The 13042-nt window shown below is 62.5% G+C and carries 11 protein-coding genes; 5 read left to right on the forward strand and 6 right to left on the reverse strand.

Features of this window, described 5'->3' with window-relative positions:
- Position 1: 1 nt before the first annotated feature.
- On the forward strand, positions 2–979 hold the full coding sequence (gene denD, locus AC0L25_RS16440; RefSeq protein ID WP_473596468.1) for a D-erythronate dehydrogenase: 978 nt from the start codon (positions 2–4) through the stop codon (positions 977–979).
- Positions 980–1013: 34 nt separating this feature from the next.
- On the opposite strand, the gene AC0L25_RS16445 is transcribed toward denD, so the two are convergent.
- The 4 genes from AC0L25_RS16445 to AC0L25_RS16460 all read right to left on the reverse strand — a co-directional run bounded on the left by AC0L25_RS16445 (position 1014) and on the right by AC0L25_RS16460 (position 5000).
- Positions 1014–2087, reverse strand: coding sequence for a nickel/cobalt transporter (locus AC0L25_RS16445; protein WP_473596509.1), 1074 nt, complete (start codon positions 2085–2087; stop codon positions 1014–1016).
- 58 nt (positions 2088–2145) lie between these two features.
- On the reverse strand, positions 2146–2814 hold the full coding sequence (locus AC0L25_RS16450; RefSeq protein WP_352956360.1) for a DUF1007 family protein: 669 nt from the start codon (positions 2812–2814) through the stop codon (positions 2146–2148).
- Between the two features lie 85 nt (positions 2815–2899).
- On the reverse strand, positions 2900–3799 hold the full coding sequence (locus tag AC0L25_RS16455; protein WP_473596469.1) for a LysR family transcriptional regulator: 900 nt from the start codon (positions 3797–3799) through the stop codon (positions 2900–2902).
- 1 nt (position 3800) lies between these two features.
- Entirely contained in the window at positions 3801–5000 is a 1200-nt protein-coding gene (locus tag AC0L25_RS16460; RefSeq protein ID WP_473596470.1) for an amidase, read from the reverse strand.
- A 547-nt stretch (positions 5001–5547) separates the two neighbouring features.
- Between AC0L25_RS16460 and odc2 the strand changes: the two genes are divergently transcribed.
- On the forward strand, positions 5548–6681 hold the full coding sequence (gene odc2, locus AC0L25_RS16465; RefSeq protein WP_473596471.1) for an ornithine/lysine decarboxylase: 1134 nt from the start codon (positions 5548–5550) through the stop codon (positions 6679–6681).
- A 159-nt stretch (positions 6682–6840) separates the two neighbouring features.
- Positions 6841–7515: a GNAT family N-acetyltransferase gene (locus AC0L25_RS16470; RefSeq protein WP_473596472.1), complete on the forward strand. Its 675-nt coding sequence runs from the start codon at positions 6841–6843 to the stop codon at positions 7513–7515.
- 56 nt (positions 7516–7571) lie between these two features.
- Here the strand turns inward: AC0L25_RS16470 and AC0L25_RS16475 are convergent, their stop codons facing one another.
- Positions 7572–7856, reverse strand: a complete 285-nt coding sequence (locus AC0L25_RS16475; RefSeq protein ID WP_352954561.1) for an SCP2 sterol-binding domain-containing protein — start codon at positions 7854–7856, stop codon at positions 7572–7574.
- Between AC0L25_RS16475 and AC0L25_RS16480 the strand changes: the two genes are divergently transcribed.
- Both AC0L25_RS16480 and AC0L25_RS16485 read left to right on the forward strand, forming a co-directional pair.
- Positions 7855–9477, forward strand: coding sequence for a TauD/TfdA family dioxygenase (locus tag AC0L25_RS16480; RefSeq protein ID WP_473596473.1), 1623 nt, complete (start codon positions 7855–7857; stop codon positions 9475–9477). The genes AC0L25_RS16475 and AC0L25_RS16480 overlap by 2 nt on opposite strands.
- 334 nt (positions 9478–9811) lie before the next feature.
- Positions 9812–11233: a coiled-coil domain-containing protein gene (locus AC0L25_RS16485; RefSeq protein WP_473596474.1), complete on the forward strand. Its 1422-nt coding sequence runs from the start codon at positions 9812–9814 to the stop codon at positions 11231–11233.
- 101 nt (positions 11234–11334) lie between these two features.
- On the opposite strand, the gene AC0L25_RS16490 is transcribed toward AC0L25_RS16485, so the two are convergent.
- A complete protein-coding gene (locus AC0L25_RS16490) occupies positions 11335–12978 on the reverse strand; it encodes an MFS transporter (RefSeq protein ID WP_473596475.1) in 1644 nt (547 codons plus the stop codon).
- Positions 12979–13042: the final 64 nt, after the last annotated feature.

The following is a 13042-nucleotide window of genomic DNA, read 5'->3' on the forward strand; positions in this document are numbered from 1 at the left end:
TATGCGTGTTTTGATTACCGGCGCGGCAGGCATGGTCGGCCGCAAGCTCATCGCCCGGCTGGCGAAGGACGGAATGCTCAGCGACCGGAAGATCGTCGCGCTCGACCTTCACGATATCGTGCCGCCGCAGGCACCGACACTGGAAGGCATCGACGTCACCATCCATACAGGCGATCTCGCCGCGGCGAGCGCGATGGAACGGCTGGTCGCGTCGCGCCCCGACGTGATCTTCCATCTCGCCGGCGTCGTGTCGGGCGAGGCGGAAGCCAATTTCGATCTCGGCTATCGCGTCAATCTCGACGGCACAAGAGCGCTGTTCGATGCCATAAGGCTGGCGGGGTTTGCGCCACGCGTCGTCTTCACCTCGTCGATCGCCGTGTTCGGCGCACCGTTCCCGGACATCATCCCCGACGAATTCCACCCGACCCCATTGACCTCCTACGGCACGCAGAAGCTGATGGGCGAAGCATTGCTCGCCGATTATACGCGGCGCGGCTTCTTCGACGGCATCGGCATCAGGCTGCCGACCATCTGCGTCAGGCCGGGCAAGCCCAACAAGGCCGCGTCAGGCTTTTTCTCCGGCATCATCCGGGAACCGTTGAGCGGCCAGGAAGCAATATTGCCGGTGCCGCGCTCTGTCGTGCATACCCATGCCAGCCCGCGCTCAGCGGTGAATTTCCTGATCCACGCGGCAGGGATCGACGGCGGCACTGTCGGGCCGCGCCGCAACCTGACGATGCCGGGTGTCGCCGTCACCGTCGGCGAACAGATCGAGGCACTGGAACGCATTGCCGGCGTCGAGGCGGTGAAACTGATCCGCGAGGAGCCCGACGAGACGATCTGGGCAATCGTACAGGGCTGGCCGACGCGGTTCGAGGCGCGGCGGTCGAGGGAGCTTGGCTTTGCCGCCGAAACCAGCTTCGACGACATCATCCGCACCCATATCGAGGACGAGCTTGGCGGCAAAATCGCAAGCTAGAGCGCCGCGCGGCCAAATCGGACGGGCGAAGGCGTCATCCGCCAGGCGTCAGGCTGGCCGAAAGCAGCAGCAGCCCGAACAGGAAGACGAAGGCTGCGCCGCCGATCTCGACGATCGAATGGATGCGGTTGCCCATGCGGCCGTCACCGGCGAAATAGACCGCCCAGTTCTTGGCCGTCACCGCCAGCGTCGCCAAGATCGAGACCGTGATCGCGGTGCCGAGCGCCATCGCCAGCACCGACAGGATGCCGCCGAACCACAGCCCGTTGAGCATGGCAAAGCTCAGCACGATCAGCGCGCCCGAGCACGGCCGGATGCCGACCGCGGCCACCGCCGACCAGGCGGTGCGCCAGTCGAAGCGGTCGCCGGAAAGCAGCGCCGGGTCTGGCGCGTGCGAATGTCCGCACGTCTCGCAGACCTCGCCCGCCGCATGGTGATGATGATCGTGCCCACCATGACCATGATGGTGGTCGTGTGCGCCATGATCATGGTCGTGACCGTCATGCCCATGTGCGTGAAGCGCATGCACTGAATGCATATGTGAGTGGCCTGCATGTGAGTGGCCGGCATGGGCCGCCGACAGGCTGTAGCCAGGGTTGGCGCCGAACAGGCGAAGGATAGCTGGGCCGGCCTTGCGCCACAAAAGCCAGGCGCCGAACAGGGTGACAAAGACAAAGCTCGTGACTTCGAGGAACCATGCCGCATCGGTCATCGATATGGTGGTGCCGCGCAGGACGAAATAGGCGAGCATCATCACGAGGATCGCCGTCAGCGCCTGCAGCAGGGCCGAGACAAAGGACAGCATGATGCCGCGCTTGAGCGCGACTTCGTTCGCCACCATGTAGGACGAGATCACCGCCTTGCCGTGACCGGGGCCGGCAGCATGGAAAATGCCATAGGCGAAGGACAGGCCGATAAGCAGCCACAGCTTGCTGCCATCCTCGCGCATCGCCTTCATCGCGCCGGCAAGCGCGCGGTAGAATTCCTGCTGGCGCAGGTTGATCCACATCAGGATGTGGGCGAACGGGCCGGTGGTGGGAGCCATCCCATCATTGGTGCCGATGCCGAGCGAGCTCTGGGCGTGGGCGGCGCCGAGGAGGTGCGTCATCACAAGGGCGGCGGCCAAAAGGCCGAAGGCCAAACGCAGGGACGGTTTCGTCACCGGATTATCCTTCTGGCTGACAGTTCAGTTCAAGCTTGGTCGCAAAGATCTTACTCATATCGGTGCCTGTCGGATCGTTGAAGAAGGCGTCCGTCAGGGTCTTCTGGTTCTCGGCGAGCGCCTCGTCGGGGTTCGGACGAACGACTTTGCTCGCGCATGTCGACGGCATGCCATCGACCTGCAGATTGGCATCCTCGGTGAAATCGATCGCCGTGTAGAAGGTCGGGTCGTAGACGCCGATATCGATCTTGCCGGCCAACTTCATCGGCGCCTTCGGTTCGGATTCGAACAGGATGATGAGTTGATCGTTCTCGAAATTGGCCATCAGCTGCGGCGGCGGGTTCATCGCCTCGTCCTTGCCGTCGACGGTGACGAGCTGGAAGTAATTGAATTCCGCCAGCGAAGCATGGACGGTGTCGGCGACTTCCTTCAGCTCCTTGTCGTCGAGCTTCAGGTCGGAATTCTTGTCGAATTCCATCATCACCGTACTCGAAAACAAATCGTCGAAGCGCCAGAGATGGCGCAACGCCTTCACAGTTTGGTGATCCGGGCTGAGAACCACTTCGAGGCGGGCCTCGGCGAAGACGTGGGGGTGCACCTCGGCCGGGCCGACCGTGGCAAATGTCGCCGCCATGGCCGAAGCCATCATGATTGCTTGCCGTTTCAGGTGCATTCTCGGTCGCGATTCCATCAGCTTGGGTAAATATCGAGAGTTACCAGAAAGCGGGCGAAAATGGGACCGCAAGGCGGGTGAAGGCTCATGCGCTATCAATCGTCTTGAACCACTGCACCAGGAAGTCGACGAAAACGCGAACTTTTGCAGGCAAATAGCGCCGGTGCGGATAGACGGCGAAAATGCCACCTCCGGGCAGGATGCGGTCATCCAGCGCGGTCACCAGCCGGCCACTTTCGATGTCGGGCGCGGCGATGAAATCCGGCAGGATGGAAAATCCCAATCCCGCCACGGCGGCGGCCCTTGCCGCCATCGGACTGTTGACCTCGATCGGACCGGAGACCGAAACGGTTACCGTATCGCCGCTATCGCCCTTGAACGGCCAGTTGGTCAGCCAGCGGCCATTGGTGTCGATGATGCAGGGCACGCGGCCAAGGTCCTGCGGCCGCACCGGCATGCCGTGCTTGGCGATCAGTTCGGGAGATGCGCAGAGCCGCACTGAAAACGGCGCCAGACGCCTCGCGATCAGCGAGGAGTTTTCCAGCCGCGAAATGCGCACGGCGAGATCGAAACCCTCCTCGACCAGATCGACGAAGCGGTCGTCGAGATGAATGTCGAGCACGATGTCGGGATGCTGCTTGGCGAAGTCGATCAGCGACTGGCCGATCGGTGCGTCGGCAAAAGTGCGCGGCGCCGACAGCTTGATCCTGCCGCGAACGTCGCCGGAGGATTCACGCACCGCATCGGCCAGGCTGTCGACCTCGCGGACGATTTCCGAGGCGCGGCGGTAATAGGTGTGGCCGGCTTCGGTCAGCGAGAACTGCCTGGTGGTGCGGTTGAGCAGCAGCGCGCCGAGCTCGTCCTCCAGCTCGCGCACATATTTCGACAGCAGCGCCTTGGAGCGGCCGATCTTGCGCGCCGCTGCCGAAAAACCTTCGGCCTCGACCACGTCGATAAAGGCGCGCATACGGGTCAGCGTGTCCATGTCATGCGCTCCCTTGGTGAGCTGAAAGGATACGCGCGGCAAGCGTCAGAAGCTGCCGGTCGCTGTTCTCAGGTCCGAGCAGCGACAGGCCGAACGGGGCGCCCTCGACATGGCCCAGCGGCAGGGTGATCTGCGGAAAGCCGGACAGGCCGGAAAGACACAGCAGTCTTAGCGCGCGTTCGCGGTAGGATTGCAAATCATCGAACGAATCGGCCTTGAGCGGGGCGGCACCCGGAACGGTCGGCAGCACAAGGACGCCGTCCTCACCAAGACGCTCGGCAAGTTCAAGACGAAACGAAACGCGACGTTCCGTTTCATGTCGCGCGGTTGCCGCGCCGATGGTCGCACCATGCTCGAAACGCCCCTTGACGCCGGGGCCGAGCATCCGGTCACCCTGCGAGATCCAGGCACCATGATTTTGCCAGGCCTCATACCCCTGCAGCGTGCGGAAGCACCAATAGAGATCGTCGGTGGAATGCGAGAGCGGCGCGATCGTCCGCGGTGTGCCCATCACCGAAGAGACATGCCGAACCATGACGCGATATTGATCGGCTTCCTGCGGCCCAAGCACGAGCCCGTCCAGCGCATCCTGGACGAGGGGACGCTGCAATTCGTGCCGATGCAGATCGTCGCCGAGCAGCACCGCGCCGACCTTGTCGTAGGTCGCCATATCCTTGGCAAACCACCCGAACGTATCGAGAGAGGGGGCCAGCGGCATGGTGCCATCGAGCGAGATCCGGCCATGCGTGACCCTGAGGCCGATCAGGCCGCAAAAGCTTGCCGGCGCGCGGATCGAGCCGCCGGTGTCGGATCCGATGGCGATGTCGGCCAGCCCGCCGGCGACCGCGGCGGCGGAACCGGAGGACGAGCCGCCGGTGATGCGGTCTGGCGCTGCCGGATTGACCGGCGGCGGAAAATGCGCGTTCAGCCCCATCAGGGAGAAGGCCAACTCGTCGGTCTGCGTCTTGCCGACGAAGCGCGCGCCCGAATCAAGCAGCGCCTGGACGGCCGGCGCTGTCGCCGAGGCGGGTGAAGCCTCCTGGTGTTTCTGCGGATTGCCGCAGCCGCTGCGGTGGCCGGCCACATCGTAAATATCCTTGACGGCCAGCCGCAGGTCGGCAAGCGGGCCGGATTGCGCATTGGACACGGGGACATCGTCAAGGTCGAGAAAAGCGTTCAGAGGGCCGCGAGTGCCTGTCATGCGTTCGATATCCGGATACAGTTGTTGCAACATTGTTCGACGCCAGGAATTTTACAACCTGGCGTACGATTTTTATTGATTGTGAAATGCTTCGACCTTATATCGCGCTTGCCCAAAGTCGCACGTGCCTGTGGGTGTCCGCCGATCCTCAAAATGGTGAGGGATATCGGTAAGGTAACTGGAGCTAACCCCTCCAGTCGGTTTAGCGGCCAACCGCCAGACCGAGGACACCTTGAAGCAACGACGGTGCGGGCCTTTCTGGTGTTCTGCCGGTCGTCCAAAGACCGGGGTTACTGAAGAGGCACACCTTCATTGCCGGCAGTGCGGAACGGGCTCTCCCAATCCAAGCCAAGGCAGACAAAGCGAACCGAGGCCGGGCAAGGCCAAGGTTCACCGCCGCGAGACGGCGCTTCATGGTTCCGGGGTCTCCACCGGCTGGTTCCATGGATGTGACGTCCCGCCTTTGTCCACCGCGTGTTCGCGAGGTCGATGACCCGCGTCCCGCAGCCTTTGTGCGCGCCGAAAGGCGCTGATTGGAGAGACCCCGATGGCTACCCAGCGCATCCTTGACTTCCTCGCCACCCGACGTCCGAACGGCCCCTGCCTCGTCGTCGATCTCGACGTCGTGCGCGACAATTTCCGCGCTTTCGAGAAGGCGCTTCCCGATTCGAAAATCTACTATGCGGTGAAAGCAAACCCGGCGCCGGAAATCCTGCGCCTCCTTGCTGCGATGGGCTCGTCCTTCGACACCGCTTCCGTTGCCGAGGTCGAGATGGCGATGGACGCCGGTGCGCCGGCGGACCGCATCTCCTTCGGCAACACCATCAAGAAGGAGCGCGATATCCAGCGCGCCTATCAGCTCGGCATCCGGCTGTTCGCGGTGGACTGCGTCGAGGAGGTCGAGAAGATCGCCCGTGTTGCACCCAGCGCCCGTGTGTTCTGCCGCGTGCTGACCGACGGCGAAGGCGCCGAATGGCCGCTGTCGCGCAAGTTCGGCTGCGTGCCGGCGATGGCGGTCGACGTGCTGCGCCATGCCAGGACGCTCGGCCTCGACGCCTATGGCGTGTCGTTCCATGTCGGCTCGCAGCAGACCGACCTGACCGCCTGGGACCGCGCCCTCGGCGACGCCAAAAAGGTGTTCGCTACGCTCGCCGAGGAAGGTATTGTGCTCAAGATGGTCAATATGGGCGGCGGCTTTCCGACCCGTTACCTCAGGGATGTGCCGGTGGCACAGGCCTATGGCCAGGCGATCTTCTCGGCGCTGCGCAAGCATTTCGGCAACGCTATCCCGGAAACCATCATCGAACCGGGCCGCGGCATGGTCGGCAATGCCGGCGTCATCAAATCGGAAGTCGTGCTGATCTCGAAGAAGGCCGACAACGACAATGTGCGCTGGGTGTTCCTCGACATCGGCAAGTTCGGCGGTCTCGCCGAGACGATGGACGAGGCGATCCGCTACCCGATCGTGACCGCGCATGACGGCACCGAGACCGCGCCGTGCGTGCTCGCCGGACCGACCTGCGATTCGGCCGACGTAATGTACGAGAAGACGCCGTATCCGCTGCCCCTGTCGCTGACCATCGGCGACGAGGTGCTGATCGAGGGCACCGGCGCCTACACGACGACCTACGCCTCGGTCGCCTTCAACGGCTTCGAGCCTCTCCGATCCTACGTGATCTGACGGCTCGCAAGAGCCGGTCAGATCACCCGGTGCGGGCGACGAGATCGCCCGCTTCGGTTTGCCTGTGGAACAATCCGCTCGTGAAGGATCGCGGAAATGGACGTTTTGGATTTCATTGTTGAGGACGCTGCGCGCGGAATCTCCCCCCTTGAGGGGGAGATGGCCACGAAATGGCCAGAGGGGGTGGTCTCGCGTGAAGCGCTGACGTCCTTCGCCCACGACAGGGTGTCGCGTCAGGACGTGCCGACCCCCTCTGTCGCCTTCGGCGACATCTCCCCCTCAAGAGGGGAGACTGCTGGCGCTTTTGCGATCACCGCCGAAACCGCTGCCGACATCCCGGCGCGCGAGGCCCTGCTCGATAGCGCCATGGGGCTGAAGCGCCGGAAAAAATCGTCGGAAAAGCTGCGCCGCGGCCGCCGGCCTTCGGAAGGCCTTTCCTTTGTCGCGCGCGATGCGTCGGGCGCCGTCGCCGGCACCGTGCGGCTCTGGGATGTGGTGCTGGGCGAGGGCGGTCGGCCAGCCCTGCTGCTCGGCCCGCTCGCCGTCGACCCCGCAATCAAGAATGCCGGCATCGGCTCGGCGCTGATGCGCCATGCGATCACTGAAGCCGCGCGTCTCGGCCATGCGGCGATCCTGCTGGTTGGCGATGCGCCCTATTACGAGCGCTTCGGGTTTTCGGCCGAAAAAACCGGCTCGCTGGCCATGCCAGGCCCTTATGAGCGGCACCGCCTGCTGGCGCTGGAATTGGCGGAAGGCGCGCTCGCCGGCGTGCAGGGCACGTTGAAGGCGGCGGGGCGCAAGCTGAAGGCACAGCGGCTGCCGCTCGCGGCCTGACGAAACAAGCCGCCGCCCATCGGGCGGCGTCTTTTTTCATCCCGGATTGGAGTGGATCAGCCGATCAGCTGGCTCAGCGCCATGGCGACGCTCATGTCGCCTTCGACCTTTATCTTGCCGGACATGAACGCCATGGTCGGGTTGAGATCGCCTGATATCAGCGCCTCCAGATCGTCGAGCGAAAGCTTTATGGTGCAGTCGGCCGGCGCGTCGGTGGTCGAGACGTCAGCGCCGTCGATGACGATGACACCATCGTCGCCGGTATCGAACTTCACCGAACGATCGAACCCGGCACTCGCCACGCGCGCGCTGATTTTGTCGGCAATTTCCTGAACGCCCATGGCCGTTCTCCTCGTCTCGTTGCGTTTGTCGCACATTGGCACTTCGGTCTGCGGAAGTCGCCGTCTTGCGCATTTCGCGATCACGGTCGCTGGCGCATATAGCTTCGGGTTGACGTTTACGTCAACGCGGTTCTCCGAGGTGAAGATGGGTTTTATCGCCGCAGTGAAGCTGCTCTGGTCACACAATGCGGCGGCCGGCATCCAACCACGCCCCGACCAGAATAGATCGTCCCGATGGTCAGGGTCGCGTTCGGCAGGGGACGGAGACCCCATCGCATTTAGCTGGACACTCCCGGCCAATGACCGCTACCATCGCCATGTGGATCTGAACCAGATTTCAGCTGGGGCCAGATTTCACCTGGTGATCGAGTGCTCGAAGAACCGAACAGAAATCCCGGATCCCATCGTTATGGGAAGCCGAGCTTGTGGTGGCCACCACCGCTGGGTTGATGGCCTGCGGGCCCGATGCAAGCTGAAACTTAAATTTCGTGTTCAGAGAGACACCGTCATGAATACCATGCTTTCCGTGGAAGCCCGGGAGACCGCGCTTGCCGTGACTTTCTCGTCAGGCGAAACCGTCTGCTATCCGTGGCTCTGGCTAAAGGATAATGCGCCATCGGCGTTTCACCCACAGACCGAAGAGCGAATATTCGACCTGACCAGCGTAGACGCATCGCTCAGACCGCTCAGCGTGCGGGGCAGAGGCGGCGCTGTAAGCATTGTCTGGCCGAACGACCAGGCCGAGGAGGAAATCCCGGGTCATTTCTTTGAATCCTACCGCCCAGGCAGAAAGCGGGACGATCCGGCTGACATCGCTCCGAAACACTGGGATGGCTCGATCGATCTTGAAACCATACCGCGTCACTCCGCCGGAGACCTCTTTCAGAGCGATGCCGATCTGCTCGCCTGGCTGAAAGCAACGGCTGCATACGGGCTCTCCATCGTCGATGGGCTTGACGATGATCCCGACGCCGGGCGGCATGCGGCCGAGCGGATAGGATTCCTGCGCCAGACAAATTTCGGTACCATGTTCGAGGTCGTGTCGATGCCGAACCCGAACAATCTGGCCTATACGCCGGTCGCCCTGCCGTTACACACCGATCTCTCCAACCAGGAGGTGCCGCCCGGCTATCAATTCCTGCATTGCCTCGCCAACGAAGCCGAAGGCGGTGGATCGGTCTTTGCCGATGGGTTTGCGGTCGTGGCCGCATTACAGGCGGAAGATCCGGAAGCTTACCGTCTCTTGTGCGAGGTCGAGATACCCTATCGGTTTCACGATGAAAACTACGATCTGCGCGGTCGGTTTCCTGTGATCGTAACTCGACGCGATGGAGAAGTGACAGAGTTGCGATTCAACGCCCATCTTGTCGATGTCATCGACCTCCCCTCCGATATATGTGCGCCCTTTTATGCGGCTTATCGCAAGCTGATGATGATGATCCGCGGCTCGCGTTTTCAAATCGCCTACCGCCTCAAGGCCGGCGAAATGGCGGTCTTCGACAATCGCCGGGTGCTGCACGGCCGCCAATCGTTCAATCCGAACACCGGGCGGCGACATCTGCGCGGATGCTACGTCGATCGGGGTGAGTTTCAGAGTCGTATCCGCGTCCTCTCCCGATAGCGGCACGACGATCATCGCGGATGTGCGGTCAGCGGCGGTCGGTACCTAAGTCTGGAACTCTGACGGACTGTCCTCCGGTTGTTGCCCGAAAGCGGGCGACAATCGGGGCAGTTACACGGTTTGCCTCATTCAAACAGACGAGGACAGTGGCCAAGCCTGTCCCTAGCGTGGACTCGGCCTCATGCGCTCAGGGTGGTGTGAACGGGACCATGACAGCAGATTCAAGAGCGGTCATCTCACGCGGCGACCGCGTCAGGGGAGGTAGGATGAACCCGTATCCGGCAGGCGAGGATCAAGACCCCATGATGGCGCTACAAGAGGGGGATGTTCAGTCATGAGAATCAAAAGTCTGATCAAGCGTGCCGAGAAGGTGGACAGAGCATTCAAGGAGCTCGAAGCCGATTTGGCGGATGCGTTCGATGAGTGTCTCAAGCTAGACGACCAATCGCCGTTGAATGACGTCCCGGATGAGAATCTCGCGGCAAAGAATGACAACTCTCAGCCTGAGGACGATGCGGACACTCCCGAGATCGCAATACGGCTGACTTCCCACGCACAAACCCGACTGGCTGCGTTAAATGCCGTTGATGGGCTCTTTGACGATGCGCGGGAGTATCTGGAGGAGATCAACACGAAACTGTCGGAGATCGCGACCTCCCATCATCTGACAGGCGAATTCCTGAAGCTGCTTCACGGGGACATTCTTCGCGCCAACGAACTGGAACTGGCAAATGTCAGCCTGACCACGCAGCAAAGAGTGCTGTCGGAGCAGCTCCACGACGCGACCAGAAAGCAGCGCGAGCGTGAAAGCGCTGTCGAGGCGCTGCAGCAGCGCGAGATAAGCCTGGTCGAGGACAAGGAGGCACTTCGCGGTGCGCTGGCTGCAGCAAGGCTGGAACTCGTCGTGGCAGGCAATGCGAGCGCAGAACGCGAAGCGGAGTTCGGCGACCTTGTAAAAACGCTTTCGGCCAGAACCGCCGAGGCCAACAGATGCGCACGCGAGAACGACATACTAAGGGAAAAACATGTCAGCCTGTCGATCGATCTCGACAAGGCGCTGAAACGGGAAGCTGAGGCACGGCACAGGCTGGATGAACTCTCGACGATTCATGCCAGTGACGCGACGCGACTTTCGGAACTGCTGGCTGCGCTGGGCAAGAGCGAGAAAGAGGAGATGCGGCTGCAGAAATCGCTCGATGTCGCGCAAGCGAAGCTGTCGGAAATGACGGAAGCGGCCCGTATCATGGAAAGTGACAGGGAAGCCGAGCGTGCGCGTAGTTTCACGGAGATCGGCGGCCTGCGTTCTGAAATTCGCAACCTCCAATCACGATTGGAAGTTGCCTCGAACGAGAACAGTCAAGCCGCCAGTGAGATCGCCAATCTCAAGGTTCAATGGAGCGACGCCGTGGCCGAAAAGCAAATTGCGGAGGAAAGGTTGTCCGTTCTCAGAAAGGAGAACGAAGACGACAAGATGCACCTTTCGACCGTGAGCGCGAATTTTTCGCAGCTTTCCCTGCAGCAGGCATCCGAACAGATACAGCTCGATGTCCAGAGGCAGGAATGCGAGGATCTGCGAGCCGAAGTCGCCTTGCTCGATGCTCGGGTCAAGGAACTGTTGCCCTATGAGCGTCTCCACAAGGTAACAAACGCCAGACCGCATGAGAACGGCGTGGTCGAGATCACCGGTGTCGTGGCGGAGAAGGCCCGCGCCACAAGCAGACGGCGCGTCCGGACGAGCCTGCGCGCTGCATCCTAAGGCGCCGGTGGGGCTGCGCCGATCAGGGTACGTTTGACCCATCAGCTTAGCGCATGGATTGGAGCGTCATGTGCTCATCCAGCTGGACACACCGGCACGGCCTAATGCTCGATCGGTCCTTTCGGCATCACGATCGCCGTGCCGGCGGTTGTCGGACGCTCGATCATGCGGCGGACGCGGGGCGGCTCGTCGCCGCTGTGCAGCGCCCGTACGCGCTCGCCGACAACGGCGTCGGCATGGGTGGCCCGCTTGTTGTGGCGGATGTATTCGAGCCATGTCGGCGTGTGATAGTGCTCGATCCATATTGCGGGATTTTCGAGATCGCGAGCCAGCGTCCAGTTGCGGGCGCCGTCACGGCGGCGGATGCGGCCGCGTTCGGCCATGGTGGCCAGGAATTCCGGCACGTCCTCCTCGCGTATGATGTATTCGATCATGATGGCGATGGGGCCGCTGCGCAGTTTTAGGTCGAGCGCAAGATGCGGCTCCTTGAAACGGTTGGTGGGATCGAGGTTGAGCACCGCCTGCTGCGGCAAAGGCAGCAAGAGGCCGATCGCGCCCCCCGCCAGCATCGTGACGGCGGCCGCGGTCAGCGCGAGTTCGGCGCCTTGCGCATCGGCGACGACACCCCAGATCCAGCTGCCGAGCGCGATGCCGCCGAAGGTCGCCGTCTGATAGACCGAGAGCACCCGGCCGACCACCCAGCGCGGCGTCGACATCTGCACCGTGATGTTGAAATGCGACAGCGCGACCACCCAGCAGGCGCCGCCGATGAGCAGCCCGAGCGACGTTTGCCAGGCCTGATCGCTGACGGCGGCATTGAAGGCGCAGAGCGCGAAGCCGGCGAATGCCATGCGCACCATCGTCTCGCTGGACAGGATCTGCCTCAGCCGGACGCTGATCAGCGCGCCGCCGACGGCGCCGATACCGAAAGCACCGAGCATGATGCCGTAGGTCAAGGCATCGCCCTTGACGACATCGCGGGCCACCAGCGGCAGCAGCGCCAGAACCGCGCCGGCGCTGAAGCCGAAAGCCGCACCCCTGACCAGCACCTTGCCGATATTGGGCGACATGGCGACGTAGCGCAGGCCAGCGCCCATCGCCGCCCCCAGCGTCTCGCGCGGCAGTGTCGAGGCCGGCAATTCCGGCTTCCAGCGGGCGAGCACGATGATTAGCCCGACATAGCTCAATGCGTTGGCGGCAAAGGCCGCTGCAGCACCTGCGGCGGCAACGATGATGCCGCCGATCGCCGGGCCGACACTGCGCGTCAGGTTGAAGCCCAAGGAGTTGAGTGCGACGGCCGCAGGCAGCTTGGCGCGCGGCACCATGTCACCGACAGAAGCCTGCCATGACGGGTTGTAAAGCGCCGTGCCGCTGTTGATCAGGAAGGCGAAGGCGAGCAGCGTCCAAGGCGTTATCAAGCCAAGGTAGGTGAACACAGTCAGCAGAACCGAGACAACCAGCATGAAAATCTGGGCAATCAGCATGACCTTGCGCCGATTAAAGCTGTCGGCGATGGCACCGGCAACGAGCGCAAACAGCATGATCGGCAAGGTGGTCGAGGCCTGGACCAGCGCAACTTGATAAGACGAGGTGGCGATCGTGGTCATCATCCAGGCGGCGCCGACGCCCTGAATCAAGCCACCGAAATTCGAAACCAGACTGGCGGACCATACGGCGCGGAAAATGCCGTGCCGGAACGGCGCCAGCGCCGAGACGCGTTCGCTGTCCGGCTCGTCGTCGATCATGGATGCTTCCCCGACTTCAAATGCTGCGTTCTTCCAGAATCGGTGCCTCATGCCGTTCCTTCAA

The sequence above is a fragment of the Mesorhizobium sp. WSM4813 genome, assembly GCF_055811555.1.

Excerpts from the sequence above, each read along its gene's own strand:
- denD (WP_473596468.1), top strand. The coding sequence starts at position 2 with ATGCGTGTTTTGATTACCGGCGCGGCAGGCATGGTCGGCCGCAAGCTC.
- AC0L25_RS16445 (WP_473596509.1), bottom strand. The coding sequence starts at position 2,087 with ATGACGCACCTCCTCGGCGCCGCCCACGCCCAGAGCTCGCTCGGCATC.
- AC0L25_RS16450 (WP_352956360.1), bottom strand. The coding sequence starts at position 2,814 with ATGCACCTGAAACGGCAAGCAATCATGATGGCTTCGGCCATGGCGGCG.
- AC0L25_RS16455 (WP_473596469.1), bottom strand. The coding sequence starts at position 3,799 with ATGGACACGCTGACCCGTATGCGCGCCTTTATCGACGTGGTCGAGGCC.
- AC0L25_RS16460 (WP_473596470.1), bottom strand. The coding sequence starts at position 5,000 with ATGACAGGCACTCGCGGCCCTCTGAACGCTTTTCTCGACCTTGACGAT.
- odc2 (WP_473596471.1), top strand. The coding sequence starts at position 5,548 with ATGGCTACCCAGCGCATCCTTGACTTCCTCGCCACCCGACGTCCGAAC.
- AC0L25_RS16470 (WP_473596472.1), top strand. The coding sequence starts at position 6,841 with ATGGCCACGAAATGGCCAGAGGGGGTGGTCTCGCGTGAAGCGCTGACG.
- AC0L25_RS16480 (WP_473596473.1), top strand. The coding sequence starts at position 7,855 with ATGGCCGTTCTCCTCGTCTCGTTGCGTTTGTCGCACATTGGCACTTCG.
- AC0L25_RS16475 (WP_352954561.1), bottom strand. The coding sequence starts at position 7,856 with ATGGGCGTTCAGGAAATTGCCGACAAAATCAGCGCGCGCGTGGCGAGT.
- AC0L25_RS16485 (WP_473596474.1), top strand. The coding sequence starts at position 9,812 with ATGAGAATCAAAAGTCTGATCAAGCGTGCCGAGAAGGTGGACAGAGCA.
- AC0L25_RS16490 (WP_473596475.1), bottom strand. The coding sequence starts at position 12,978 with ATGATCGACGACGAGCCGGACAGCGAACGCGTCTCGGCGCTGGCGCCG.